We start from the raw sequence: 26488 nt of genomic DNA, 5'->3' as shown, positions 1-26488 counted from the left end.
AAAAAGAATCCGGCTCAGGCTGATAAAACTGGACATCCTCTGCTTCCTGCGTACTATACAGTCTTTCCAAACTCTCTGTCTCCCAAAATACGGCGGTCATCCCATGCAAGCGGTGATCGAAATCACCAGTCTCAGTGATTCCAGACTTCTGGAAGTTCTGTCCGAGCATACCCTGTCCCTGAAGCCTTCTGAGGCGAGAAGGGTGGCAGAGCTGCTGGGCCGGGAGCCGACTCTTACCGAACTCACTCTCTTCAATACGATGTGGTCGGAGCATTGTTCCTACAAGAGCAGCCGAAAGCTGCTCAAGGAACATCTTCCCACCGAGGGACCCGATGTGGTGCTGGGTCCTGTCGAGGACTCGGGCATTGTGCGTCTGGGGGAGGCCGACGGAAAGAAATGGTGCGTGGCCATGAGCCACGAGAGCCACAACCATCCGAGCCAGGTTCTCCCCTTCGAAGGCGCAGCGACAGGCATCGGCGGCATTGTTCGCGATGTCTACTGCATGGGAGCGGAAGTGATCGGTGTCCTCGACCCCCTGCGAATGGGCGACCCCCGGGGAGCCAATGGAGAGCGGAGCCGGGAGATTCTCTCCGGTGTGGTCGACGGCATTTGGCACTACGGAAACGCACTGGGCGTTCCCAATCTGGGGGGCGATCTGGTTTTCCATCCCGGCTATGACGACAACTGTCTGGTCAATGTGGTGGCTCTGGGTCTTCTTCCCGAGGATGGCGTCATTCGAAGCCGGGTTCCGGAGCAGGCTCGGGAGGAGCCCTACGATTTCATTCTGGTCGGCAAGCCCACCGATGAGAGTGGTTTTGGCGGTGCGGCCTTTGCCAGCGTGATCCTCGATGAGGAAGAAGAAAACCGCGGGGCCGTGCAGGTTCCCGATCCCTTCCTCAAACGCGTTCTCAGTGAGGCGAACCGTGCGGTTCTTCGCCTTGCAGAGGAAGAGGGCTTTGCTATCGGCTTCAAGGATCTCGGCGCCGGTGGCATTGCCTGTGTCTCCAGTGAACTGGCAGAAGCCGGCGGCTTTGGCATGCGTGTGGATCTTGAGAAAGTGCCGGTTTCCGATTCCTCTCTTCCCGGCCATGTCATTGCTTGCAGCGAGACTCAGGAACGATACGGACTTGCCGTGCCGCGCAGAGTGAGCGACCGGGTTTTAAAGATTTACAACGAGGACTATGACCTTCCCCATGTCTATCGCGGAGCCTATGCACGGGTTGTGGGGGAAGTAACCGAAGAGACGCGCTATGTTCTGCTTCGGGGAGAGGAAGTTCTCTGTGATGCGGAAGTCGAGGTGGTGACCAGCGGCATCCGTTACGACCGGGAGGAAAAACTGGAACTTCCCGAGAGAAAGCTGCCGGAGCCGGCTCCCTTTGATGCCGGTCGGGATCTTCTTGCACTTCTCTCCGATCCCAATCTCTGTGACCGCTCTTATCTCTATCAGCACTACGATCAGGAAGTGAAGGGGCATGCGCTTCTTCGACCCGGAGAGGCCGATGCCGGTTTGATTGCCCCCTTCCGCGACCGTCCCCTCGGCATGGCGGTTACCTGCGACGGCAACCCCTGGTACGGAGCTGCGGATCCCCGTCGCGGTGCCGAGTTGGCCGTCTGCGAAGCAGTTCGAAATCTGGCTTGTGTGGGAGCCTGGCCTCTGGCCCTGACCGATTGCCTGAACTACGGGAACCCGGAGAAACCCGGTCCCTTTGCCGCTTTTGCCGAAGGGGTGCGTGGCATCGGAGAGGCTTGCCGCCGCATCGGGCGCATGGCTGCCGATGATTGCGAGGACAGTCCTTCCCATCCCATCCCCGTGATCAGCGGCAATGTGAGTTTCTACAATGAAAGTGCCCAGGGTCGGGCGATTCCCCCGAGCCCCATTGTCGGCCTGGTTGGCCGGGTGGACGATGTGAGTTTAGTGCAGGGGCTTTCCCTCAAGTCTGCGGGCAATCCGGTCTATCTGCTGGGAGAGCGACAAGAGGAACTGGGGGCCAGTGCCTGGCACCGGGTTCTCTTCGGGGTTCAGGGAGGCGAACTGCCGGAACCCGACTACGAGCGACTGCGGCGGGAGTGTCTCGCGGTGATTGAAGCGATCTCTTCGGGAATGGTGGCCGCGGCTCATGACATCTCCGAGGGAGGCCTCGCCGTGGCCGCAGCGGAAATGATGCTCGGGCGGCGAGGGGGTCGCTCGAGAGGCTTGTCGCTGAATCTCAGGGGCGAGCTTCGCGCTCCGGCGCAACTCTTCTCGGAGACGGGAGGTTTCCTTGTGGAAGTCGAGACCGACCGCGCCGGGGAATTCGAGGATCTGTTGAAATCAAGGTTCCTGGAAGTCAATCGACTGGGCGAGGTTCAGGAAGAAGCCCGGCTTCGGATTTCATGCAAGGGAGAGGAGATCCTGGCACTGGGCCATGAGGAGCTTAGCCGGGCCTGGCGTTCCACTCTTCCCTCTCTCTTCCCGGCCGGAGAGGAGACTCATGTCTAGCCCGCGAGCCCTGGTTCTCCAGTTTCCCGGGGTAAACTGCGAATATGAATCCGCCCGCGCTCTTGAGGATGCGGGAGCGAGTGCGAGCATCCTGCGCTGGAATGAAGATCCTTCCCTGCTTGCCGGCTTTGATCTCTTCCTGCTGCCCGGTGGATTCAGTTACCAGGATCGTATCCGGGCAGGAGTGGTGGCGGCCAAGGAGCCGGTACTGGAGGCTCTTGCCGAAGAGGCGGAAAAGGGCAAGCCGATTCTCGGTATCTGTAACGGGGCACAGGTTCTCGTGGAGGCGGGATTTATCCCGGGACTCCGTTCCGGCGAGGTGGATCTTGCTCTGGCTCCCAACCGGATGGTGGGGCGGGAGGGCTATTTCTCCGACTGGTCCACGCTGGAAGTTTCCTCTGCGTCTCCTTCCTGGCTTTCGCCACTACAAGGCGAGCTTCTTCCCATTCCTTTTGCTCATGGGGAGGGCCGTTTCACGAGTCGTCGGAAAGGACTCTTCGAAGAGCTTGAGAAAAAGGGACAGATTGCCCTTCGCTATCGCAGTGCCGATGGGGGGGAGGCGAGTTGGCCTGACAATCCCAATGGAAGCCTACAGGATGCCGCTGGTATCTGTAATCCCCGGGGCAATGTTCTTGCCATGATGCCGCACCCGGAGAGAGCGGCCTGGCTCGGCCAGGTTCCGGAAGAACTGCCGGGGCACTGGGCAGAACTTCGCCGGAAAGCGCGGGGGGACTGGAAAGAACTCCAGTCGGATGGGCCCGGAATGAAAATCCTTCGTGCCATGGTTAGTGCCGCCGCCCTCAAGAAGGAGGCCTGCCATGCATCTTGACCTTCTTGTGTCCCTGAAGACCGTCGATCTGGTTTGTGAGACGGCAGCCATGGCCCTGCGGGACACTCTTTCCTGGGGGGATCGCCTTCTGGGTCTCCGCCGCAGAGATCTCTGGCGCTTCGAGGGCGATGCCGAGAGCGAGTCGATCTTCCGTGAAAAACTGCAAAGGGAAGTGGCTCGCACGGGAGTCTTCGTCAACACTACGAAGCATCAGGCGGTTTTTCAGGATGGTTTGCTTCTGGGAAGTGGCGAGCCTCTGAATTCGGATACCCTTCTTGCACCCTCGCAACTGGAAGGCGAAGGACATTGGAAGGCCCGGATCTGGATCACCGATGAAGGTGGCGAGCAGGAGAGGCTTCGCAAACCGGGTTCGGAGAGGATCCATCCCGCCCGCCTTACTTCCCTGAAAAAGGGCGTGCTATGGGAAATCCGGATTCGCTGCGAGAGCCGGGAGCAGGCTCTTTCCGCCCTGGTCGGCATGGCCCGTAGCCGCAGTCGCGAGCGGGGGCTTTTCTACAATCCTCACTATCAGGAAGCCAGACTCTTCTCCCTGAAAAAGGAAGGTTCCTCCGATGCATGAAGATCGACCCCGCGAGGAATGCGGGATCTTTGGAATCTGGGGGCATCCCCGTGCAGCGGAAATCAGCTACCTGGGACTCTACTCTCTTCAGCACCGGGGGCAGGAGTCCAGTGGAATGGTGGCCAGCGATGGCGAGACCATGCGTCGCAAGCTGGGCATGGGGCAGGTGGGAGATGTTTTCGATGCTGGCAGCCTTGAGGACCTGAAAGGCAGTATTGCCATTGGCCACAACCGCTACTCGACCACGGGGCGGGTCAGCCTGATCAATGCCCAACCGATTCTGGTGGACACCCGGGCCGGTCGTCTGGCTATTGCCCACAACGGGAACATCACGAATGCACTCAGCCTGCGAACGAACATGGAGGCAAGTGGGAGCATCTTCCAGTCCACGAGTGACAGCGAGGTAGTCCTTCACCGCATTGTCCGATCCGGAGCCACGCAGATTGAGGACATGTTCATGGAAGCGGTGCGTGGTCTGGAGGGTGCCTTTTCCCTCCTTTTGATGAGCCGGGAGAAGATCTTTGCCTATCGTGATCCTCAGGGCTTCCGTCCGCTTTGCCTCGGGAAACTCGGAGATTCCTGGATGGTGGCCAGCGAGAGTTGCGCCTTTGATATCGTCAAGGGAGAATATCTGCGGGATGTGCTTCCCGGAGAAATGGTGGTAATCAACGGCAAGGGAATGCGTAGCATTCAGGTGGTAAGCCCCTCATCGCTGTCCCAGTGTATCTTCGAATACGTCTACTTTTCCCGTCCGGACAGCATTGTCTTCGGTGAGAATGTGGACAAGGTGCGCCGCAAACTGGGGAAGGAGCTTGCTCAGGAGCATCCCGCCGATGCGGACATCGTGATCTCCGTTCCCGACTCCAGCAACAGTGCCGCTCTTGGATACAGCCTGGAGAGCGGCACCCGTTTCGAGTTCGGACTGATCCGCAATCACTATGTGGGGAGAACTTTTATCAGCCCGAAGCAGACGGTTCGCGACCGGGGAGTCTTGCTCAAGTTCAATCCTGTGCGGGGTGTTCTCAAAAACAAACGGGTTGTGGTGGTGGATGATTCCATTGTGCGGGGTTCGACCATGCGAAAACTCGTCCGTCTTCTCAAGGAGGCCGGAGCCGCGGAAGTGCACCTTCGGATCAGCAGCCCGCCGATTGCGCATCCCTGTTTCTACGGGATCGATATGCCCACCCGGGAAGAACTGATTCGCAATCGCTATGATGTTCCCGGAATTGCCGAGTTTCTGGGAGTGGACTCCCTGGGCTATCTGAGCATTGAAGGCATGATGTCCTGTGTGAAGGAAGCAAGGGACTTCTGCACAGCCTGCTTCAGCGGAAAATACCCGGTTTCCGTGGATGCCTGGAACAAGCATGAACTGGAAGAAGCGGATGCGGAGGAGACCATCGCCGAGAAGGCTTGAATCTGTGGCAAACGGGTGCTATTTTCCCTCCCGATCTTCCAATCAAGGAGTTTTCCTTCATGCCGAAACGTCGCCTTTCCCTCGCACTGATCCTGCTCGTACTGACAATTGGCTGTGTGAAGACCGTCGACCTCAACACCGAAGAAGCAATCGGTGAAGTGGATCACTATGGCAACATCCAGATTCTCGATGATCAGGGCATTCGCTACTTTGCCCAGTCCATTGTGGAAGCGGCGCCGGACACCCTGACCCTGACCCTGGTCAGGATTGTTGATGACGGGGTCATCTCCCATGAGCAGGAATACCTCCTTCCTCTGGAAAATGTCCGGAGTATCCGTTACCGGGACAATCATGTCTGGATCGTTGGATCCTCGATTGCGGCCATGGCTCTTTTCATGACCTGGCTTTACTATCGGATCAACGGGTTCTGATATGAATGTACTCGTTCTGGGAGCCGGACTGCAGGGCAGCGCTGCCGCCTGGGATTTGGCAAACAGTCCCGGAGTGGAGTCTGTTCTTCTGGTCGACCGGACTCGGGAAATCCTGAACCGGGCTCTTCAGTCTCTTCCTCCTTCCCGGCTTGACATCGGGACATCTCCCGCCGATCTCTCCGATCCGAAGACCCTGAAAGAACTTCTTTCCTCTGTCGATGCCTGCCTGAATGCCCTTCCCTGGTTTATGACACTGGCGGTGGCGGAAGCCTGCGCCCGCAGGGGAGTTCACTATGTGGATCTGGGCGGCAACACGGACATTGTGCAGAAGATCCTGAAGCTTGACTCTCTGGCCCGGGAAAACTCTGCCTGTCTGGTTCCTGACTGTGGACTGGCTCCCGGAATGGCTGCCACCGTCACGATGGCGGCGATTGAGGATATGGATCAGGTCGAGCAAGTGAAGATCCGTGTGGGGGGACTTCCCCAGGATCCTAGACCTCCGCTGGACTATGCTCTCTTTTTCTCCATTCACGGACTGGTCAACGAATACCTGGGCGAGGCCGTCCAGCTTCGGGACGGGAAGATCCACCTCCAGACAACTCTGGACGATGTGGAGAGTCTCGAGTTCCCCGAGCCCGTGGGGCTTTGTGAGGCTTTCAGCACTCTGGGGGGGGCGAGCACCCTGCCCTGGACCCTGCAAGGCCGGGTCCGGAATCTCGACTACAAGACCCTGCGTTACCCGGGTCATGCAGACAAAATCCGCATGCTCCGCGATCTTGGTTTTTTCAGCGAAACACCAGAAGAAGGGGATGCAGGGAGTCCCCGGGAGTTCACCAGCCGGATTCTTGAAAAATACCTCACATCATTTGAGGCGAAGGATCTGATTCTCTTCCGTGTCGATGCGGAAGGGAAGCAGGGGCAGCGGAATATCCACCGCCGCTTTGAGATGATGGACTTCTTCAACGAAGAACAGGGAATGTCGGCAATGCGAAGAACGACGGCCTTTCCCGCCTCGATTGTTCTCCAGATGCTTGCCCGCGGAGATGCCCAAAGAGCCGGGGCCCTGTCACTGGAAGAGGCCATTCCCGCCCGTCTCTTTCTGGAGGAATTGCCCCGGAGGGGAATCAATCTTCAGGAGAGGGTCAGCGACTCTATCGGCTGAGGAACCCGTTTCCTTTTTCCACAAAACGCCGGGCCAGTCCGCCGAAGCTTTGGCCACCTCCAGAACTCCGCGCTGGAAAAACCCGGGGGAGAGTACTGTAGACTCAGTTCGCACGGCGTCGCCGTCGCCGCCGTCTCTTATTGCCCTTCGAGGAGGTGAACTGAACTTCCGGCATTTCAATGCCCCTTGCCTCTGCTTCGATTTCCAGCAGATGGAGCGCTTCCTGGAAGTAGTTCTTGTGCATCAGGAAACGGGGAATCCGTCCTCCGTCCAGAAAGGCCAGCATCTTGCGCTGGCTGATGGAGATCAGGAAAAGCTGCTCGGTGTCCCGGCGGGAGACGCCCAGACGAAGGGCCATGGGTTTCAGAAAACGGTAGGCGGCTCGACCGATATCGCTTCGACGGGATCCCTGCTTCTCCAGGCTCAGGATGTGGTCGAGCATGGGAAAGGCAAAGAGGGTTCCCAGGCCCAGAGAGGAGGGGATCTCCTCGCCTTCTGCGATCTTGCGATCCAGGATTCGCAGGCGACGCCAGGCGGTGTCCTCCGGATCGTCCGGGAGAAACGTTTCGAGTTCCGGCAAAAGAGCCGACAGGATCCCGGCTTTCTTCATCAGGGCAAAGGTGCTGAAACTTGCTCCGCCGAGAAGGTCCCGGTAGAACTCCTCCACCAGGCGTGCCTTGTTGCAGGAAGAGATCAGTTCCCGGTGCTTCAGGATGGCCTTCCAGGTTTCTTCCTCTACCTGAAAGCCGATGCGGGCGGCATGGCGGGCGGCCCGGATCATGCGCACCGGGTCATCGCGGAAGCGGGTCTCTGCATCTCCAATACTGCGGATGATACGCTTTTCCAGATCCTCCAGACCGCCTACATAGTCGATGACACAGAAGTCGGCGATGTCATAGAAGAGGCCGTTGACGGTGAGGTCCCGCCTCAGGGCATCTTCTGCGGGGCTTCCATAGTTCTGCCGTTTCGAGATCTCCAGAGGGCTCGGACGCCGGTCCTTACGCAAGGGAGGGGCTTCCTCCCCGGAAGGGGGGTCTCCCCCGAGAAGCCGGTCGGCCTCTTCCAGAAGCCTCTCTTCCTCTTCCCCTTCGGCGTCACCGACTTCTTCTTCCAGGGCGCGGAAGGTAGCGACTTCAATGAACTTCCTTCGTGGTAAGAGAATGTGAACAATGGGAAAGCGGCGGCCGATCACCCGGCTGTTTCGAAAGAGTTTGAGAACCTCCGCCGGGCGGGCATCCGTGCCGATGTCGTAGTCCTTGGGCGTGCGCCCGAGAAGGAGGTCCCTCACTCCGCCTCCGACCAGAAAGGCACGAAAACCCCGACTGTGGAGTCGATAGAGTACCTTCAGGGCATCCGGGTCGATGTCCTCTCGGGAGATTTGATGATCCTCGCGACGGAGGATTCTGGCTTCAGGAAGGTTCATTCCGTCCAGACTTCTTGAATGAGAGGATCATTCTAGCCGGAAAACCCGGCCTGACCAAGCAGAGAATGGGCCTCTCTCGAGTGAAACTCAAAGCGCGGATCCTCGGGACGGGGAGCCGAATCCGAAAAGAGGTCTCCCTGCCCCAGTGCGTTCTCAAACTGGGCGTAGAGATGTTCCCGGTCAGAATCCTTCTCCAGGTAGTTCACGTGGTCGGCTTCCACAATCAGTGTGGGCACGGTTTCCGAGGCAATCCAGTCTTCGTAGAAACGGTTCAGGCGCAGGAGGTAGTCTGCGGGGATTTTCGATTCGAAGTCCCGGCCTCTTTGCTCGATGTTCGCCTGCAGTCCCTCCAGACTTCTGCGAAGATAGACGATCAGGTCGGGAGGGCGGAGGAGGGCGCGAGCCTGCTGGTAAAGCCGTCGATAGGTTTCCCATTCCCTCTCACTCATGTGACCCATCTCGTGGAGGTTTCGGGCAAAGATCAGCGCGTCTTCCTGCAGGGATCGATCCTGAATCGCGCTTTCCTGCCTATCAGCAATGAGTCGATGGTCTTCCACTCGATGAGCCAGAAAGAAGGTCTGCAGAGAAAACGCCCAGCGAGCCATGTCGGAGTAGAAGTCTTCCAGAAAGGGATTGTCATCGACCCTCTCGTAGTAGGATCGCCAAGAGTAGCGCCGGGAGAGGAGTCGGGTCAGGGTAGTTTTCCCCGCTCCGATATTGCCAGCCAGAACGATGTGTTGAAAGGATGTGGAAGACACGGAACTCCTTCTTGCGTTCAGGCAGAGATTGACAAAGTGGGAAGCCTCCTGCAACTGTAAACGACAGGAGGCTGCATGAGAGATATGGAAATCCAGCGGGGATTGCCTGAAGATTTCAGCTGGGAGGGAATCTTCGGGAACAGGAATCCCGTGGAGGTTGAGATCGGTTTCGGAAAGGCAAGATTTCTCCTGAAGTCAGCGTCCGAGCGGCCGGATGTCAATTTTCTGGGAGTGGAACTGTCCCGCAAGTGGTATCGGGACGGGAAACGGCGCATTGAGAAGGCGGGGGAGATGGCGAATCTGCGGGTCATGAATGCAGAGGCTGTGGATTTCTTCCAGAGGTTTGTGCCCGAAGAATCGGTAGAAGTGGTGCACGCCTACTATCCGGATCCCTGGCCGAAGAAACGGCATCTGAAGAGACGATTTGTCGATCACCCCTTTCTCAGGGAGTGCGAGAGGATTCTCCACAATGGTGGAGAATTGAGGATTGTCACGGATTCCGGTGGCTATGCAGAGTGGATCGGGCAAAGGCTGGGGGATCATCCTCTCCTTCAGCCCCTTCCCTGGGAACAGGTCTTTGAAGAAGGCTTGACTCATTATGAGATCAAGTACCGGAAAGAGGGCCGCGGGATCCATCACTTTCGGCTCCGCAAGGAGGCAGGGTGAAGATACCGGACTACCAGGAGCTTCCCCGAAGATCCGGGGAGGAACCTCTCCCGCTGCACTGGAGTCCCTCCACGGACACCTTCCGGGTGGAGGAAATTCCTCTCTATGAAGCTTCCGGGGAGGGAGAGCATCTCTATCTGGAGATCGAGAAGCAGAATCTGACCACCGGGGAACTGATCAGGAGAGTGGCGGAGACTCTCGGAATTCCCGAGTCCCGCATGGGCTGGGCCGGGCGAAAGGATCGCCATGCTACCTGCCGGCAGAGGATTTCCCTGCCTCGAAAGGAAGCTGAAAAGAACCTCGGTCGACTCGGGGATGATGAGTATCAGGTGATCGAAGCCCGCCCTCACGGAAACAAACTGAAAACCGGCCATCTTTCGGGGAACCGTTTCACCCTCCTTCTCCAGGGCGAGATCGGAGATCTGGAACACAGGATCCGGATGCTGGAGGAACAGGGCCTGCCCAATTACTATGGCCCTCAGCGTTTCGGCCGTCACGGGGACAATGCCGCTCGCGGCCACTCACTGCTTCTTCTAAACCGTCGTCCCCGGGGAAGCCGCGACAAACTTCTGGTTCATTCCTACCAGTCCTTTCTTTTCAACCGGATTCTGGCAGACAGGATTCAGGCCCTCGACCAATTGCGCTTCGGAGACCTTGCCTGGATTCACTCAAAGGGAGCCATCTTTCTGGTGGAGGATCCCGAAGGGGAAATGCAGCGGGCCAGAGATCTCGAAATCAGCCCCAGTGGCCCGATGCCGGGCCGGAAGATGCGACAGGCAGAAGGTTCTGTCGGGGAGACGGAGAGGAAGACTCTGGAAGAGGGGGGCTGGGAAGAGTCCTTTTCCGCTTCTCTCACGGGAGCCCGGCGACCGCTCCGGGTCCCGGTGCAGGGGCTTGCCCTGAAGGGCCATCACTTGAACTTCTCTCTGCCCCCCGGAAGCTATGCCACGGTGCTTGTCCGCGAACTTGGAATCCAGCCCTGAGGGGAAATCATGCCGCACCTGAAAATCCAGGACCCCGGATCGCTCTCCGATCTCTTCCCCCGCCTCAAGCCACTGGAGGCAAAGGATGAGTTGGGGGTGCAGAAGATTCGAGCCTTTTTCATTGACCGGGAGGAGAAGCAGATTCTGGCCGAGGGAATGGTGGCCGAGGGAGGGCTGCCCCGCTATTTCTTTCTATCCCTTCAGCAGAAAGAAGGCGCACTCCTCCTACGATGCCTGCCTTCCACGGATCCGGAGAAAACTCCCGGCGTCAAGAGGCTGATTCTTCGCCTGGGTCTGACCATTTCGGAGCTATTGAGTGCAGGCGTGGAGCCCTGCAACCTTGAGGGAGAGTGGGAGGCTTTCCGGACTTCCTGAGGCTAGCGAAAGAGGGAGCGGAATACCTGCCCCGCGATGGCGGGGTTTTCCTTAAGGCGGCGGATGCTGTAGGCATACCAGTCTGCGCCGAAGGGAATGTAGATTCGCAGGGGCTGTTTCTCCCGAATCAGGCGGTCTTTCAGGTGCTTCTGAACTCCCAGCAGCATCTGGAACTCATAGCGATCCCTTCCGATTTCTTTCTCGCGGATCAACTGCAGGCACTGATCGATCAGTTCTCCATCGTGGGTGGCAATGCCTACATAGCTGCCCAGTTCCCACATCCTCTCGAGAAGCTGGAGAAAGCTCTTCCGGATTTCATCGGCATCCTGAAGGGCTACCTCATGGCTCTCGACATAGATGCCTTTGCAGATCCGGAAGTCTGGGGAAAGGTCAGAGAGTGCCTCGATGTCAGTCATGCTCCTGTAGAGGTAGGCCTGAATGACCACGCCAACCTTGCCATACTCCCCGTGAAGAGTGCGGAACAGGTCCAGAGTGTCATCCGTGCAGGAACTGTCCTCCATGTCGATGCGGATCTTGCTGTCCAGACAGGCCGCCTTGTCCATGATCTTTCGCATATTGGAAAGGCAGAGTTCCGGGTCGATCTTCAGCCCCAGCATGGAGAGCTTGATCGAGACATTGCGGTCGAGGCCCAAGCGGGACTGTTCCTCCAGCAGAGTGAGGTATTCTCTGGTGTAATGCTCCGCCTGTTCCGGCAGAGTTACATCCTCGCCCAGGATGTCCATGGTACTGCGAACGCTCTCTGTACTGAGTTCTGCGGCCAGGGAGGCCGCATCGTCGAGGCAGTCCCCTGCGATGTATCGTGCCGAGAACCTGCGAATAAGGGGACGGGGGAGCAGAGGAAGCAGGGCTGCAATTGTGTGATCCAGAAAAGAGGGCATATCCATCTCCACTGTTTTGCCTGAGCGCTGGCATAGTAGGAATCCCGGAGCCTGGGGTCAAGGGGCTTGCGAATCTGTCCGAAATCTCGCATCTTCCTTCCGTGCTTTCGCTTGCCGGCTTGACAGTCGGGAGTGGGGGTGTTATCCAGATTCGTCCGGGGTCCTTTCGGACTCCCTTGCGTATTCTGTCACTTGCGATCTGAGGAGAGATTTCATGCGGACACTTCGGGGATCCGGAAGCCCATTCCTCGTCTTGTTGCTGTCCCTTGCCTTGACACTGTCCTGTGCGGAACAGCCCAACATTGAATCTCCCTATGACGAAGCCCTGATCATGGAATCCTTGGAAATTACTCCGGGGATGGATTCGGGCTCTCCCCTTCCCATGCAGGTCTCCGGGAACATCCTCAGCATGGCTTTTTCCAGTACTTTCAACGGAACCGGGGACATCTACTCACTGGAGCTTTACGATTTCGATGAAGACGGCTACTACGAGTCCTATCCGGTGACCCAGTATTTCCCCAACGAGTTTGATTCCACTCTCGTGATCACCGTGCCCAATGCTGTGCAGTTTACCGAGATCGGGCATTACGAATCATCAGAAAATGGTGCCAGCCATCCCAGCTACCCCGGGGGAGTGTACTTCGCGGGTCCTCGGCAGTTGGCCTACGATTCCCTGAACGACCGCATTTTCTACTCCATGGGATTTACCAAGCTGAGCCAGATTGCTTCCACGACAAGCCCCCTCTCCGGCAGTGAATACGACCCTCCCCTCGACGAGGTTTACAACTCCGGCGCAGGGCGTCCTCCGAACTGGCAGTACTGGTACACGAAGAAGAATGTGGCGGAATCGGACACTCTTCCCGTGGAATGGGGTTTCACGGGCGGGAATTACGCAACGGTTTCCATTGCGGACGACTTTGGCCAGCAGTGGCTTGCCTTTGCCGACACCACTCTCGAACACTACGACCGCGACTGGGACGTCGCGAAGGGCGAAGACCCGATCGGTTCTATTGAAAGCCAGGACGGGGGTTCGGATGACGGTGCCCCTGGCTACCTGGGCGTAGATGACGACAATGACGGCCTGGCGGATTTTCAGGATCCGGAAGTTTCCGTCATGCAGGATCCAGACCCCGCAGAGGGTAGCGCGGGCTGGAACATGCGAAACTACATTGCAGCCCATGACGACGATGAAGACGGGCTCATGGATGAAGATCCCAATGACGGTCTCGACAATGATGGAGATGGCGAGATCGATGAGGACAATCCCGGGGACTGGAACGATGACGATTGGCCCGGGACCTATCAGGATGACGATGGGGACGGCCTCGCAAACTTTGAGGACAGAGAAGTCCGGCACGCGCAACTGCGGGCCTCTCTTTCCAGTGGCTATGTGCCTGCCGACGATGATGACGAAGACGGCATCTCCGATGAGGATGCCGACATCAAAAGCGACGGGCTCTGGATTGTAAAATTGAATGTGAACGGGTTGCCTGACGCAGGCCAGTTGCCTCGCGCTCTCACGGATGATGGGGGACGCCAGCCTTTTTTCAACCCGGTCAATGAGGAAGAATTGCTCTATGTCGATGGCGGAGATCTTTTCCGCCTGAACCTTGCATTTGAGGGGGATTCGGTCACCGTCGCAGAACGCGTTCAACTGACCGACACCTCTGAACTGGAAAGCTACCCGTCCTATTCAGCGGACGGGAGCAGGATTGTCTACAGTTCGGGCTTCTACGGAAGCTCTGACTTGTGGATCATGGACGCTGACGGTGGAAACCCATGGAGGGTGACCAACAATCCGGGGCAGGAACTGTTTCCGCGCTTTACGCCAAGCGGAATGCAGATCCTCTATGAGGCTTGGACCTGGCCCGACGGCGAACGAAGAATCCTGCTGACTCTGGAGGAACTCTCTCCCTAGACGCTTTCCGCTTTTCTTCCCTTGATCGCATCCCTTCGGGATGGGCTGGCTCCCTGCGTGTGGAAACACGAAATGGGGATTCATGCAAAAGGAAATATTCGTCAATGTAACTTCGGCGCAGCTGCGCATTGCTATTCGCGAACAGGGGGAACTCGTGGAGTTTCTCGTGGAGCGACCGGATGATGCGCGCACTGTCGGCAGTATCTTCAAGGGCACCGTCAAGGCGGTCTTACCCGGAATCCAGGCCGCATTCGTGGATATTGGCATGGAGAAGGCCGGTTTTCTCCACGTATCCGATCTTGCGGAAGGGGATTCCCTCCTTCAGGAAATCGAGGGTGAGGGCGATGCCCACACCGGCGGCCGTCGCCGGCGTCGCGATTCCTCACAGTTCCCTCCCATCGAGTCGCTTCTGAAGAAGGGCGACAAGATCGATGTGCAGGTCACCAAGGAACCGATCAGCACGAAGGGCGCCCGGCTTTCCGCGCAGGTTTCCCTCCCGGGCAAGTTCTGCGTCCTGATGCCGGGTCACGAGTACGTGGGGGTGAGTCGGAAGATTCTCGACCGGAACGAGCGCGGTCGTCTCAAGCGCATCATTCAGAAAGTTACCCCCAAGGGCTATGCAGTGATCGTTCGCACCGCGGGCGAAGGAGTGGAAAGCGCACAGATCGAAGAGGACATCAAGGAACTCGTGCGTGCCTTTCAGAAGATCAAGTCCCAGTCCGGGCGGGCCAAGGCACCGACCTGCATGCACAAGGAAGTTTCCATGACCACGGGGCTGGTTCGCGACCTCTTCAATGAAGATGTCAAGAGACTCCTGATCGATGACGAGAAGGAACATGCCACCCTGGCCAAGTATGTTCGAGGCTACTCTCCCGAACTGGAGAGGCGAGTTCTCTACTACCGGGAACAGGAACCTCTTTTTGACCACTTCGGGATTGAGGCGGAGCTGGAAAAGGCAATGCGCCGGCAAGTCTGGTTGAAGAAGGGCGGTTATCTTCTCTTCGACCACGCGGAAGCTCTTGTAGCCATCGACATCAATACCGGAAAGTATGTTGGGAAAAAGAATCAGGCCGAGACGATCCTGACTACCAACCTCTATGCGGCCCGCGAGATTGCCCGCCAGTTGCGGCTACGGGACATCGGCGGAATCATCGTGATCGACTTCATCGATATGGATCGAGAGAGCGACCGCCAGAAAGTGGCCAACGAACTGCGGAACTGTCTGCGGGCCGACCGTGCGAGATCCAAGATGTACGACATTACGCCTCTGGGCCTGGTGGAGATGAGTCGCAAGAGAGTGCGACCCAGTCTCCTTCACTACTACAATGAAGAATGCTCCTACTGCGGTGGTTCCGGACATATCCTTACGCCGGAGAGCCTCAGCAACAAGATGGAGACCCTTCTGCGCAGAGTTGCCTCCCGGGTGCGGGAGCGGAAGTACATGATTCGTGTAAACCCGGTTCTTGCCTATTATCTGCGGACGCATCGTCTGGAGTTTCTTCAGGAACTGGAGCAGGAATTCCGCGTGGAGCTTCATATTCTCGATGATCCTAGACTTCACCGCGAACATTTCGAGGTGACGGCAATGGAGACCGGAAGGGACCTGATTTCCGCGGTAAGTAGCTGATAATCGGGAGGATGCGAATGAGCATCTTGACAGAAGGTCTCAAATTGACTAGATATATGCCCTTGTGCAAGAAGAAGGAGGACCCACGGTGTACGCTGTGGTAATAGTTGCAGGCAAGCAGTTCAAGGTGAAGCCCGATCAGTTGATCCGGGTTCCCCTGCTGAGCGCCGAAGTCGGTGAAACGGTCGTTTTTGAAGAAGTTCTCTCCCGGGGAGAGGGCTCTGATTTCGAGGCGGGGCAGCCCTACCTTGAAGGCGTTAGCGTCAGTGCCGAAGTCATGGCTCATGGCAAGGGTTCGAAACTTCGGGTCTTCAAGATGAAGCGCCGGAAGAACTATCGCCGGACCATTGGGCACCGGACCTTATACACGGAATTGAAGATCAAGGAAATCAGCTAGGAGTCCCCATGGCACATAAAAAAGGTGTAGGAAGCTCCAAAAACGGACGCGACAGCAATGCCCAGTATCTTGGAGTCAAGCGTTTCTCCGGGCAGGGCGTTTCTGCAGGAAGCGTTCTGGTTCGTCAGCGGGGAACGAAGATTCTCCCCGGCGAGAATGTCGGTCGCGGTCGTGACGATACTCTCTTTGCCCTGGTGGACGGGACCGTAAACTTCTCCCGCAAGGGCAAGGATCGCAGGGTCTGCAATGTGCTCCCCTAGTTTTTCTTCCCCTTCCTTTTTGAATTGCAGGCTCAGTGCCTGCTTTTTTTATGGGGGGATATGTCGCTTCTGGTCGTGATCCCGGCCCGAATGGCATCAAGCCGCTTTCCGGGCAAGATGCTTGCCCCGCTTTCCGGGCGTCCCATGATCCTCCATGTCTGTGAGAGGGCATCCCGGATTCCCGATGTGGATCGTCTTCTCGTGGCGACCGACCATAAGGAGATTCTGCGGGTGGTCGAGGATGCAGGTTTTGCGGCAGTCATGACATCCAGCGAACATCGCAGCGGAAGCGACCGGGTGGCGGAGGCTTCCCGGGGCTGGACCGGCTGGATTTTGAACCTGCAGGGCGATGAACCCCTCTTTGATCCCCGGTCTCTGACACCGCTTCTTCGTGCCATGGAAGAGTCCCCGGAGGCGGAGATCGGAACCCTGGCCTGTCCCCTCGGGGAAGGGGAAAGTAATAATCCCGACCGGGTCAAGGTCTGCTTCGATGAAAAGGGCTTGGCCCTTGATTTCTCCCGACAGTTCGAGAACAGGCGGGGGGAGACTCTTCGCCATATCGGGGTTTATCTCTATCGCCCCGGCGCGCTGGAAAAGTTCATCTCCCTGCCCCCGACGAAGAGGGAATCCTCCGAGAACCTCGAACAACTGAGGGCTCTGGAATCCGGGATGAGGATTCTGGTCGCGACGGTGGAGAACTGGTCTCCGGGAGTGGATCGCCCGGAAGATCTGAAAGTCATTGAAAAAGACCTGGAAGCACTCTAGTCTCTTCGGGTTCCCACAGATAAAAGGAGTTTCCCGTGTCCAAGCAGGGTCGTACGAAGTACATCTTTGTCATGGGGGGCGTTGTCTCCTCTCTCGGCAAGGGGATTGCCGCTTCTTCTCTGGGTCTCTTGCTCAAACGGCAGGGGCTGAATGTGTCTCTCCTGAAGCTCGACCCGTATCTGAATGTGGATCCCGGAACCATGAGTCCTTTCCAGCATGGAGAGGTCTATGTCACGGATGATGGTGCCGAGACGGATCTGGATCTGGGACATTACGAGCGCTTTCTCGATCAGGCCCTGGGCCGGGACAACAATGTTACTGCGGGGCAGATCTACGATTCCATTCTGACCAAGGAGCGACGGGGAGATTTCCTCGGGCGCACGGTGCAGGTTATTCCGCATGTGACCAATGAGATCAAGGGCCGCATTCTGAGAGTGGCCGAACAGGATCCGGAACTCGATGTGCTGATCACAGAGATCGGCGGCACCGTGGGTGACATTGAAGGCCTTCCCTTTCTGGAAGCGATCCGACAGTTCCCCTTCGAGCATGGTCGCGAGAATGTGCTCTACGCCCACCTCACCCTCGTTCCCTGGATCGCGTCGGCAGGGGAAATCAAGACCAAGCCCACGCAGCACAGTGTCAACAAGCTTCGCGAAATCGGCATTCAACCGGATCTTCTGATTTGCAGAAGCGAGCGGCCCCTTGCCCAGGACGTAAAAGACAAGATCGCCCTGTTCTGCAGTGTGCGCTCCGAGGATGTCATCGAGGCACGGGATGTCGAGTCTATCTATGAGGTCCCCCTTCGCCTGCATGCCGAAGGCCTCGACCGTCAGGTCATGGAAAAGCTGGGCAAGGAGTCGAAGGAACCGGATCTTGCTTCCTGGAAGGCAATGGCGCAGGGAATCCTGTCGGCTCCCCGGAAGCTGGAGATTGCCGTGGTCGGCAAGTATGTCAATCACCACGACAGCTACAAGAGTATCATCGAAGCCTTCATTCACGCAGGACAGAGCAATCAGGCACAGGTGAGTGTCCGCTGGGTGGACAGTGAAGCTCTGAACGAAGGCAATGTGGAAGAGAGGCTCGAGGGCGTGGACGGGATTCTGGTTCCCGGGGGCTTCGGGGTTCGGGGCGTGGACGGCAAGATCGAGGCCATTCGCCTGGCGCGAGAGAAGGGCATCCCTTTCCTCGGGATCTGTCTGGGTCTCCAGTCCGCAGTGATCGAGTTTGCCCGAAATGCGGCCGGAATGCCCGGAGCTGACAGCACGGAGTTTTCTCCACAGAGCCCCTCTCCGGTGATCTGCCTGATGGAAGAACAGAAGGGCATTGCCCAGATGGGCGGCACCATGCGGCTGGGAAGTTATCCCTGCGAAATTGCGCCCGGTTCCCTGGCCGAGGTCTGCTACGGCTCCGGACTGATCCACGAGCGTCATCGTCACCGCTATGAGTTCAACAATCTCTTTCGGGAAAAGCTGGAGAAGGCGGGCATGAAACTGTCCGGTCTTTCTCCCGACGGGGAACTGGTGGAGATCGTCGAGATTCCCTCGCATCCCTTTTTCATCTCCGTCCAGTTCCATCCGGAACTGAAGAGCCGTCCGGGGCGCCCTCATCCTCTCTTCCGTGAACTGGTGGCGACCTCGCTTCGCCTCAGCCAGAAGAAGGCGGAAGTTACATGAGCCGCTTTTCCATCGGATCGGCGGAAGTGGGGGGGCGCAGGCCGCTTCTGATCGCCGGGCCCTGCGTGGTCGAGGGACGGCGCATGCTGGAGGACAGCGCTGCTTTTCTGGCAGAGTTGTCCCGTCGCCTGGACTGGCCTCTGGTCTTCAAGGCCAGTTTTCTCAAGGACAATCGACTCTCCGTGGACAGTTTCCGGGGCCTGGATCCCCAGGAAGCTCTGGGAATGATCGGAGAGGTGGCACAGGGTGCGGGGCTTCCCTCGATTACCGATATCCACCAGGTGGAGGATGCCGCCCGGGCGGCCGAAGTCGTGGATGCGCTTCAGATCCCCGCCTTTCTCTGTCGACAGAGTTCTCTTCTGGAGGCCGCAGGCGCGACCGGTTTGCCGGTTAATATCAAAAGGGGTCAGTTTCTTTCGCCCTCGGATCTTCCCTTTTCTGCGGAGAAGGTTCGTCGTGCCGGGAGCGACAGGATTCTGCTCACCGAGCGGGGCAGCAGTTTCGGCTACCGGGACCTGATGGTGGATTTCCGCAGCTTTCCCACCATGCGGCATAGCGGTCATCCGGTTCTCTTTGACCTGACTCACAGCCAGCAGCAGCCCGGCGCAGCGGGAGGTTCCACAGGCGGCAGCCGGGAACATGTTCTTCCCATGGCCCGGGCCGCGCTTGCCATGGGCGTGGACGGCTTCTTCCTGGAAGTTCATCCCGATCCTGAAAATGCGCTTAGTGACTCGACCACTCAACTGGATTTCAAGCAAGCCGAAGAGCTTCTCGAGAATCTGGAAACCCTCGCATCTGCCATGGAGGCGGGAAATGCCCTCCCCTGAACTCCTTTCCTCCCTTCGCAGAATCCGGCTCTTCATCTTTGATGTGGACGGGGTGTTGACCGATGGAAGCCTGAGCAGCCCTCACCTCGGCGGTGGTCGCAAATTCCATGTACACGATGGCTTCGGTTTTTATCTCTCGCGGCAGGCGGGACTGTCCCTGGCCCTTTGTAGCGGCAAGGATGAGCAGGAATTGAGAGACCGGGCAGAAGCTTTGAAGGTGGATTGCATCCGGCTCGGAAGACTGGACAAGGGACAGGCGGTTCGGGAGATTCTGGAGGAAATGAAGGTGTCTCCGGAGGAAGCCATCTTTGTGGGCGATGATCTCTTCGACCTTCCCGGGATGCGGGAAGTGGGTCTGTCGGCCGCTCCGGCCAATGCCCGCCCCGAGCTTCTGGACTTCGTGGACTGGAAGCTGGACTGCTCCGGCGGGAGGGGAGCCGCAAGGGAAGTGATCGAGGCGGTGCTGAAGGCTCAGGATCTGTGGGACGGAGTCTGTGCTCCCTTTCTTGGAGAGGACTCATGAGCGACTCGCAGAAGATTCTCGATGCCGGGCGAGAAGTGATCTCGATCACCGGCGATGCCATTGCCTCCCTGTCCGGGAGACTGGGCGAAGACTTCGTTCAGGCCGTGCAAGCCCTTCATCGCTGTGAAGGGCGTGTCGTGCTGACCGGTCTGGGCAAGTCGGGTCATGTCGGGCGCAAAGTGGCCAGCACTCTCAGTTCCACGGGAACTCCTGCCACCTTTATTCATGCCACCGAGGCAGCCCATGGCGATCTGGGTTTCCTTCGACGGGAAGACCTCTGCATCCTGATTTCAAAGAGCGGGGAGAACGAGGAGCTTGCTTACTGGCTTCCCTTCCTGAAGGGAAAAGGCTGTTTCACGATTGCCCTGAGCGGCAAGATGGATTCCCGTCTTGCCAGGGAAGCGGATCTTGCCCTGGACTGTTCGGTCGAGCAGGAAGCCTGCCCCAATAATCTGGCGCCCAGTTCGAGCAGTACGGCGGCCCTGGTCATGGGCGATGCTCTGGCCATTGCGCTATTGCAACTGCGGGGCTTCAGTTCCGAAGACTTCCTGCGACTTCACCCGGGGGGCATTCTGGGAAAACGGCTCAGCCTGAGAGTCCGGGATCTGATGCACAGTGGGGAGGACCTGCCCTGGGTTACTCCGAAGACCCTGCTTCGAGACGCCCTTCTTGCGATCATTGAGGGAGGGCTGGGCATGGTCTGCCTGCTGGAGGAAGAAGGCGGAGATATCCGGGGTCTTCTCACGGACGGCGACCTCAAGCGGGCTCTTTTGCAGGGTGATACAGCGGAACCACTGGAAGAGGCCGTTGAGAAATATGCAAGTCCCCATCCCCGTTGCACTTCCCCCGATCTTCTGGCCACGGAGGCCCTGACCCTCATGGAAGAACAGAGACCGGGACCCGTCACCGGCCTGGTGGTTCTGGATGAGAAGGGCAAGACTCTGGGACTCATCCATATTCATGATATTCTCCGCGCCGGACTGGGCTAGTTTGCCCTTCCCCGTGCTTTCCCTGCCTTTCTCCTGATTTCTTCTGATTCCCCATAGTTCTGGCATATGGATTGCTTGACAAGCTCTCTCCAAGGGTCTATTATAGCCTTAAGTGAATCATAACTCACTGAAAGAAAACGAGTTGCCTTGTCACTAAAGCCTGTCCACCAGCGTTCCCCCCTTCCCTCTCTCGGGCCAGTTTTCATTGTTTTTCTGGGCATTCTCCTGTCTTTTCTCGCTTGTTCTCGCCGCTCAGAGGAGTCCGGCCTGGATTCCGCGAAGGAGATTCCCCGGGAAATCCTCTGGGATTTCGAGATTGCCGAGAGGGATTCCGGGAGACTTCAGATGACTCTCGCAGGGGAGCAGGCCTGGATTTACGACTCTCGCCCGGAAGTACGGGCTCACGGAATCCGACTCTGCTTCTACGACGAGCAGGGTGTGGCGGGAAGCGTCCTTACTGCGGATTCAGCCAGTCAGGATCGGCGTGACGGCAAGAGCAACGGGACTGCCTATGGAAACGTCAGGATTGTCAGTACTGAAGGATATGTACTGACAAGCTCCGAACTGCACTGGGACCATGTCCGCCGGGAATTCCACACGGATTCCTTCGTAGAAGTCTGGAAAGGGCAAGACTATTACAGTGGCTACGAGATTCGAAGCGACGAGGGTCTGGAGGATGTGACCATTGCCCGGGAGCCCTTCAGCAGGATCGCGGACATGGAAGGAGAGTTTGATGATTGAACGGTCTGAACCCGGGATTCTCAGGGGCGAAGAACTGGTCAAGATTTATGGAAAGCGCAGGGTGGTGGATGGTGTCAGCCTGAGCCTCGGCCCCCGCGAAGTGGTCGGACTTCTGGGGCCAAATGGCGCGGGGAAGACGACGACCTTCTACATGATCGTTGGCATGATTCGCCCTGATGGCGGCCGGGTACTTTTCGGAGAAAATGAAATCCAGTCCATGCCCATGTACCGTCGGGCCCGCCTCGGCATCAGCTACCTCAGCCAGGAGTCTTCGGTGTTCCGTCGAATGACGGTACAGGACAACCTTGATGCCATCCTCGAGTATCTTCCCCTGGAAAAGGAAGAGAGGGAGGAGCGGCGCGAGAGACTGCTGAAGGAACTCAAGGTCTCCCATCTTCGAAAAAGCTACGGGCACCAACTCAGTGGTGGCGAGCGTCGGAGAGTGGAGATCGCAAGAGCGCTGACCACGGAACCCTACTATCTCCTTCTCGATGAGCCTTTCGCTGGGATTGATCCCATTGCGGTGGGAGATGTGCAGGAGATCATCAGTCAGTTGAAAGAAATGGGCCTCGGCATCCTGATCACCGATCACAATGTGAGAGAAACCCTGAGTATCACCGACCGATCCTATGTACTGAGTGAGGGCAGTATCGTCTGCTCCGGTCAGACGGAGGAACTGATCGAAAACGAAGAGGTCCGCGAGGTCTATCTCGGGGAAACCTTCCGTCTCTAGGAGTATTTGATGGAGATGAAGTTCCGGCTCAATATGGGCCTGCACCAGAAGCTGGTCATGACCCCCCGGCTTCAGCAGGCCCTGAAACTTCTACAGCTTCCAACGATGGAGTTGGAGACAGCACTGAAGAACGAGCTTGAAAGCAATCCCATTCTCGAAATCGAGGAAGAGGAGAGCGATCGTTTGCAGGGTGAAAATGAAGGGACCGAGGAACAGGCCGCCGGAAGTAACGAGACCTGGGACGATTTCTTCAACGACGGCCTGGAGATGCAGCACGATCAGCATGAAGATGTCTCCGAAGAGGACTTTATCGAAAAGGCTCCCATCTACCATCAGGATATTGGAGATCATTTGCTCCAGATGCTTCGCATCCACTGCGAGGATGCCCAGATTCTGGAAATCAGCGAGTACATCATCGGCAGTCTGGATGACCGGGGATACTTGACGGTTTCTCTGGAGGAAATCGCTCATGTGTTTCGTGTGAGTGAGGAGGTTGCGGAGAAGGCCCTGGTGCAGGTTCAGTCTCTTGAGCCGGTCGGTATCGGCGCAAGGGACATGTCCGAGTGCCTTCTCCTGCAGTTGAAGGCGCGAGGAGAAGAGAATAGTCTGACGGCCACTCTGGTGCGCGATTACTTTCAGGCCATGCTTCACAAGAAGTTCCCGGAGATTGCCCGAAAGCTGAAGCTCTCCATTAAGGAAGTGCAGGAGGCCGTGTCTCTGGTGGGTGAACTGGATCTCAAGCCCGGCCTCGGTTACTCCAATGAGGATCCTCACTATGTAACGCCGGACCTGATTGTTGATGAGGTGGACGGGGAATATGTTGTCACTCTCAATGACCGTTTCCTGCCCCGCTTGAGGGTCTCCAAGGCCTATCAGGAGGACATGGCGAAGCAGTCCCGGGAGACGAAGGATTTTATTCAGGGAAAAACCAGCGATGCTCAGTGGTTAATCAAGACCATCGAGATGCGGCGAAGCACCATGGTCAAGGTCATGAATGCAATTGTGGAAGAACAGCGGGAGTTTTTCGACAAGGGTCCCCAGGCACTGAACCCGCTGACTCTTCAGCAGGTGGCCACCCGGATCGGCATGCACGAGTCCACGGTGAGCCGGGTAACCAGTCAGAAATATGTTCAGACCCCTCGCGGAACTTATTCCCTGAAGTACTTCTTTTCCAGTTCCCTGAGTACTTCCGGAGGAGAAGAAGTCAGTGCGAAGGCGGCCAAGGACCGGATTCGTGAGATTATCCGGAAAGAAGACAAGGGCAAACCCTACAGCGACCAGAAAATCATGAGCACCTTGCAGGACGAGGGTCTGGTGATTGCCCGGCGAACTGTTGCCAAGTATCGGGAACAGATGGGGGTTCTGCCTGCACGAATGCGCAAGGAGTACTAGCATTCCGACTTGCCGGAATGCCTGCTCGCTGCTAAGATTCCAAGAGAAGGTGATCCTATCCCTTCCCGGAGTGAGATTGATTCAGTCTTGTCAAAAGAACCGTTCCCTGCCCCAGTGGCATTTCTGCGTGGGTTTCCCTGCGCGGTTTTTTTTCACCCTTCCCCGGCCAGGAGGTTACGATGAAAATCTCGATCACTGCTCGCAAAATGGACATGAGCGATTCTCTTCGGGAGTACATTGAAGAGAAGCTGGGGAAACTGGATCGTTATATGGACGGAATTATGGAGGTGCGGGTTCTTCTCAGCTCCGAAAAGCACTGGCAGATTGCAGAAGCCTCTCTTCATGCTCCTCAAGTAGATTTCACGGCCAAGGAAAGCGGCGATGATCTCCACTCCGCCGTGGATGGTCTGTCCGACAAGCTGGAGAGGCAGTTGAGAAAGTACAAGACCCGCATGCTGAACCGAAGGAACCGGAAGACGGTGGCCGCAGGGGTGGGTGGTTTCGAGTCCGGGTCGATCACCATCCTGGGCAGCGGAATGGAAGTGGAGGAGTCTCCCCAGGTAATTCAGGAGAAGATGCTGCATCTGGATCGACTCAGCCCTGCGGAAGCCATCAGCCGGATGGAAGTTCATGGGGATGATTTCTGGGTTTTCAGCAATTCAGAAACCGAACACATGTGCATCGTCTATCGGAGAAAAGACGACAACTATGGGCTGATTCAGCCCGAGGAATAAGAACATGGAAATCGCCAACCAGAGTTTGAAGGTTCGGGAGTTCATTGAAGAGGCGGCCGACAGCCTGGAGATCGAGGTACTAGGGGACGCCCTTGAATCTTCCGTGGATATCACGGTTCCTGAAGTCTCTCGGCCCGGCTTCGTCCTGACCGGTTTTACCGAGAAGTACCAGAGCCATCGGATTCAGGTTCTCGGGGGAGCGGAGTTCTCCTATCTTGAAAGGCTCTCCAGGCAGGAAGTCGAGGCGGCCTTGCAAAACCTCTTTTGCAAGCCGGTTCCCTGTTTCGTCATCACTCGCGGAGAAACTCCCCCCGAGTTTCTTCTGGATCTTGCCAATGAACACGGGATCCCCCTGTTGAGAACTTCTCGCAGGACGACAGACTTCGTCCGGAGTCTGGGGTCCTATCTCGCCGACAGCTTTTCTCCCCGGGGAACCATGCATGGATCCCTCGTGGACGTATACGGTGTGGGTCTCCTCTTCACCGGGCCCAGCGGAATCGGAAAGAGCGAAATTGCCCTGGATCTCGTGGAAAGAGGTCACCGTCTGGCGGCCGATGATGTTGTCCACCTGATCCGCCGGGGCGAGGATGTGGTGATTGGCAGGGGCGACGAGTTCCTTAAACACTTCATGGAACTTCGTGGGATCGGACTGATCGATATCCGCGAGATGTTCGGCATCCGCGCTATCCGCATCCAGAAGCGAGTCGAGGTGGAGGTTCGTCTGGAAATCTGGGAAGAGGGCAAGCACTACGACCGCACCGGACTTGAATACGAAAAGGGTTCCATTCTCGGGGTGGACATTCCCCTGGTTCTGCTCCCGATTTTCCCTGGTAAAAACATCACGGTGATCGCAGAGACCATTGCAATGAACCATATGTTGAAGGTCTATGGCCTGGATCCTGCCGAACGATTCAACCGGCAACTGACCGAGGGAATTGCAAGGCAGGGCAAGGTCCGGACTCTGGAATACCTTCGAAAGGACGAGGAGTGACAGGAGGCAGGGGATGATCTCAGCACTGGTGGTGGCTCACGGTCTGCTGGGACAGGCACTTCAGGACACTCTTTCAGGGATTCTTGGGCCCCTCGAAGGATTCCAGACGATCAGCAATGAGGGACTTTCGGCAGCGGATCTGGAAGCCCGAGTCTCCGAGCTGCTCGATGAAATGGGGGAGGACACTTTCCTCTTTACCGACTACTTCGGGGGATCCTGTGCGAGCGCCTGCCTGGAAAACGCCAGGCGGAGAAAGAACCTGCCGGTGGTAAGCGGCGTGAATCTTCCCATGCTCCTCTATTTTCTTTCGCACCGAAAAGAAATGGAAGCCAGGGATCTGTTGAAAGGCCTTCTCAATCGGGGACAGAATGCTATCCGTGAACTTGAGCCCCCCTCTCTTTGAATCATGATCCTCTATCTTGATGACCGGCTTCTGCATGGACGGATCCTCCGGGGCTGGGAGCGAAAGGACTCAGAAGGTCGAACCGTTCTTGTCTCCGAGCGGCTCGGGGATTCTCTCCAACTTCTTTTTCTGGAAGCCGCCGGCGAGACAGAACTTCTCTTTGTCAATCCGCTTCGGGATGCTGTGCCGGAATATCAGGAGGGCGATTTCTGGCTTTGCGACCACCCCCGAATCCTTTCCCTTCTTCAGAAAGCGGGCAGGAGTCCCCGACAGATGATTCTGATCGGGCTTCGGGAAAAGGAGGGCCGCCGTTTGAGCGAGGATGTGTGCATTAGTGAAGAGAGCGAAGTCCTGATGGGACAAGCTATTCTAGACGGTGTGGAGGTTCTTCTGCAGTCTTTTCCTTCCCTTTCCCCTGAACCCTATCCTCAGAAAGGGGAAAACGGCTTGACTTGAGCCGTTTTCTTCGCAATCTGATAGTCATCCTTTACCTCCAGATCGAGACAGGAGTTTTCC

28 protein-coding genes are annotated in these 26488 nt (G+C 57.3%); 25 read left to right on the top strand and 3 right to left on the bottom strand.

What is annotated here, in order from left to right; translation table 11 throughout:
• Positions 1–103 precede the first annotated feature (103 nt).
• From purL to QGH30_02665, 6 genes are read left to right on the top strand one after another with little or no spacing between them, the layout of a single operon-like run.
• Positions 104–2479 carry a phosphoribosylformylglycinamidine synthase subunit PurL gene (gene purL, locus QGH30_02690; GenBank protein ID MDP7021240.1) on the top strand — a complete coding sequence of 792 codons (2376 nt, stop codon included), beginning with the start codon at positions 104–106 and terminating at the stop codon, positions 2477–2479.
• A complete protein-coding gene (gene purQ / locus QGH30_02685) occupies positions 2472–3308 on the top strand; it encodes a phosphoribosylformylglycinamidine synthase I (GenBank protein ID MDP7021239.1) in 837 nt (278 codons plus the stop codon). Before purL ends, purQ begins: the two co-directional genes overlap by 8 nt.
• Positions 3298–3888 carry a hypothetical protein gene (locus QGH30_02680; GenBank protein ID MDP7021238.1) on the top strand — a complete coding sequence of 197 codons (591 nt, stop codon included), beginning with the start codon at positions 3298–3300 and terminating at the stop codon, positions 3886–3888. The genes purQ and QGH30_02680 overlap by 11 nt, the downstream gene beginning before the upstream one ends.
• Positions 3881–5302 carry an amidophosphoribosyltransferase gene (purF, locus tag QGH30_02675; protein MDP7021237.1) on the top strand — a complete coding sequence of 474 codons (1422 nt, stop codon included), beginning with the start codon at positions 3881–3883 and terminating at the stop codon, positions 5300–5302. Before QGH30_02680 ends, purF begins: the two co-directional genes overlap by 8 nt.
• A gap of 59 nt (positions 5303–5361) precedes the next feature.
• Complete coding sequence (locus QGH30_02670) at positions 5362–5733, top strand: hypothetical protein (GenBank protein MDP7021236.1); 372 nt, start codon at positions 5362–5364, stop codon at positions 5731–5733.
• Between the two features lies 1 nt (position 5734).
• Positions 5735–6895 (top strand): saccharopine dehydrogenase C-terminal domain-containing protein, encoded by a 1161-nt coding sequence (locus tag QGH30_02665; protein MDP7021235.1) that lies wholly within the window; start codon positions 5735–5737, stop codon positions 6893–6895.
• Between the two features lie 103 nt (positions 6896–6998).
• Here the strand turns inward: QGH30_02665 and QGH30_02660 are convergent, their stop codons facing one another.
• The gene (locus QGH30_02660; GenBank protein MDP7021234.1) at positions 6999–8318 is read right to left on the bottom strand and encodes a hypothetical protein; all 1320 of its coding nucleotides are present in this window, start codon (positions 8316–8318) and stop codon (positions 6999–7001) included.
• A gap of 32 nt (positions 8319–8350) precedes the next feature.
• A complete protein-coding gene (locus tag QGH30_02655) occupies positions 8351–9076 on the bottom strand; it encodes a deoxynucleoside kinase (protein MDP7021233.1) in 726 nt (241 codons plus the stop codon).
• Between the two features lie 75 nt (positions 9077–9151).
• Between QGH30_02655 and trmB the strand changes: the two genes are divergently transcribed.
• Genes trmB through QGH30_02640 form a run of 3 tightly spaced genes read left to right on the top strand, consistent with a single transcriptional unit; the run spans position 9152 to position 11100 of the window.
• Positions 9152–9742 (top strand): tRNA (guanosine(46)-N7)-methyltransferase TrmB, encoded by a 591-nt coding sequence (gene trmB / locus QGH30_02650; protein ID MDP7021232.1) that lies wholly within the window; start codon positions 9152–9154, stop codon positions 9740–9742.
• On the top strand, positions 9739–10725 hold the full coding sequence (locus QGH30_02645; protein MDP7021231.1) for a tRNA pseudouridine(13) synthase TruD: 987 nt from the start codon (positions 9739–9741) through the stop codon (positions 10723–10725). The genes trmB and QGH30_02645 overlap by 4 nt, the downstream gene beginning before the upstream one ends.
• Before the next feature lie 9 nt (positions 10726–10734).
• A complete protein-coding gene (locus tag QGH30_02640; protein ID MDP7021230.1) occupies positions 10735–11100 on the top strand; it encodes a hypothetical protein in 366 nt (121 codons plus the stop codon).
• Positions 11101–11102: 2 nt separating this feature from the next.
• On the opposite strand, the gene QGH30_02635 is transcribed toward QGH30_02640, so the two are convergent.
• Complete coding sequence (locus QGH30_02635; GenBank protein ID MDP7021229.1) at positions 11103–11999, bottom strand: proline dehydrogenase family protein; 897 nt, start codon at positions 11997–11999, stop codon at positions 11103–11105.
• A gap of 214 nt (positions 12000–12213) precedes the next feature.
• Here QGH30_02635 and QGH30_02630 point away from each other — a divergent pair, with 214 nt between their 5' ends.
• The 16 genes from QGH30_02630 to QGH30_02555 all read left to right on the top strand — a co-directional run bounded on the left by QGH30_02630 (position 12214) and on the right by QGH30_02555 (position 26428).
• The gene (locus tag QGH30_02630) at positions 12214–13917 is read left to right on the top strand and encodes a hypothetical protein (protein ID MDP7021228.1); all 1704 of its coding nucleotides are present in this window, start codon (positions 12214–12216) and stop codon (positions 13915–13917) included.
• Between the two features lie 82 nt (positions 13918–13999).
• Entirely contained in the window at positions 14000–15544 is a 1545-nt protein-coding gene (locus QGH30_02625) for an Rne/Rng family ribonuclease (GenBank protein ID MDP7021227.1), read from the top strand.
• An 88-nt stretch (positions 15545–15632) separates the two neighbouring features.
• Positions 15633–15941: a 50S ribosomal protein L21 gene (gene rplU / locus QGH30_02620; GenBank protein ID MDP7021226.1), complete on the top strand. Its 309-nt coding sequence runs from the start codon at positions 15633–15635 to the stop codon at positions 15939–15941.
• Between the two features lie 8 nt (positions 15942–15949).
• Positions 15950–16201 carry a 50S ribosomal protein L27 gene (rpmA, locus tag QGH30_02615; protein ID MDP7021225.1) on the top strand — a complete coding sequence of 84 codons (252 nt, stop codon included), beginning with the start codon at positions 15950–15952 and terminating at the stop codon, positions 16199–16201.
• 60 nt (positions 16202–16261) lie between these two features.
• Entirely contained in the window at positions 16262–16966 is a 705-nt protein-coding gene (gene kdsB / locus QGH30_02610) for a 3-deoxy-manno-octulosonate cytidylyltransferase (GenBank protein MDP7021224.1), read from the top strand.
• Between the two features lie 35 nt (positions 16967–17001).
• Positions 17002–18639 (top strand): CTP synthase, encoded by a 1638-nt coding sequence (locus QGH30_02605; GenBank protein MDP7021223.1) that lies wholly within the window; start codon positions 17002–17004, stop codon positions 18637–18639.
• On the top strand, positions 18636–19466 hold the full coding sequence (gene kdsA / locus QGH30_02600) for a 3-deoxy-8-phosphooctulonate synthase (GenBank protein MDP7021222.1): 831 nt from the start codon (positions 18636–18638) through the stop codon (positions 19464–19466). Before QGH30_02605 ends, kdsA begins: the two co-directional genes overlap by 4 nt.
• Positions 19453–19989, top strand: a complete 537-nt coding sequence (locus QGH30_02595) for an HAD hydrolase family protein (GenBank protein MDP7021221.1) — start codon at positions 19453–19455, stop codon at positions 19987–19989. Before kdsA ends, QGH30_02595 begins: the two co-directional genes overlap by 14 nt.
• Entirely contained in the window at positions 19986–20978 is a 993-nt protein-coding gene (locus tag QGH30_02590; protein MDP7021220.1) for a KpsF/GutQ family sugar-phosphate isomerase, read from the top strand. The genes QGH30_02595 and QGH30_02590 overlap by 4 nt, the downstream gene beginning before the upstream one ends.
• Before the next feature lie 147 nt (positions 20979–21125).
• Positions 21126–21719 carry an LPS export ABC transporter periplasmic protein LptC gene (lptC, locus tag QGH30_02585; protein MDP7021219.1) on the top strand — a complete coding sequence of 198 codons (594 nt, stop codon included), beginning with the start codon at positions 21126–21128 and terminating at the stop codon, positions 21717–21719.
• Complete coding sequence (gene lptB, locus QGH30_02580) at positions 21712–22452, top strand: LPS export ABC transporter ATP-binding protein (protein MDP7021218.1); 741 nt, start codon at positions 21712–21714, stop codon at positions 22450–22452. The genes lptC and lptB overlap by 8 nt, the downstream gene beginning before the upstream one ends.
• Positions 22453–22461: 9 nt before the next feature.
• Positions 22462–23844, top strand: coding sequence for an RNA polymerase factor sigma-54 (gene rpoN, locus QGH30_02575; protein ID MDP7021217.1), 1383 nt, complete (start codon positions 22462–22464; stop codon positions 23842–23844).
• Between the two features lie 179 nt (positions 23845–24023).
• Positions 24024–24578, top strand: coding sequence for a ribosome-associated translation inhibitor RaiA (gene raiA / locus QGH30_02570; GenBank protein ID MDP7021216.1), 555 nt, complete (start codon positions 24024–24026; stop codon positions 24576–24578).
• A 4-nt stretch (positions 24579–24582) separates the two neighbouring features.
• Positions 24583–25569, top strand: a complete 987-nt coding sequence (hprK, locus tag QGH30_02565; GenBank protein MDP7021215.1) for an HPr(Ser) kinase/phosphatase — start codon at positions 24583–24585, stop codon at positions 25567–25569.
• A 13-nt stretch (positions 25570–25582) separates the two neighbouring features.
• Entirely contained in the window at positions 25583–25972 is a 390-nt protein-coding gene (locus QGH30_02560) for a hypothetical protein (protein ID MDP7021214.1), read from the top strand.
• A 3-nt stretch (positions 25973–25975) separates the two neighbouring features.
• Positions 25976–26428, top strand: a complete 453-nt coding sequence (locus tag QGH30_02555) for a PTS sugar transporter subunit IIB (GenBank protein MDP7021213.1) — start codon at positions 25976–25978, stop codon at positions 26426–26428.
• The last annotated feature ends 60 nt before the right edge of the window (positions 26429–26488 follow it).

This window comes from Candidatus Krumholzibacteriia bacterium (assembly GCA_030748535.1).
In the GTDB taxonomy this organism is placed as follows: domain Bacteria; phylum Krumholzibacteriota; class Krumholzibacteriia; order JACNKJ01; family JACNKJ01; genus JASMLU01.
The sequence above is the reverse complement of the archived record's forward strand: the minus strand, read 5'-3'. Positions and strand labels throughout refer to the sequence as shown.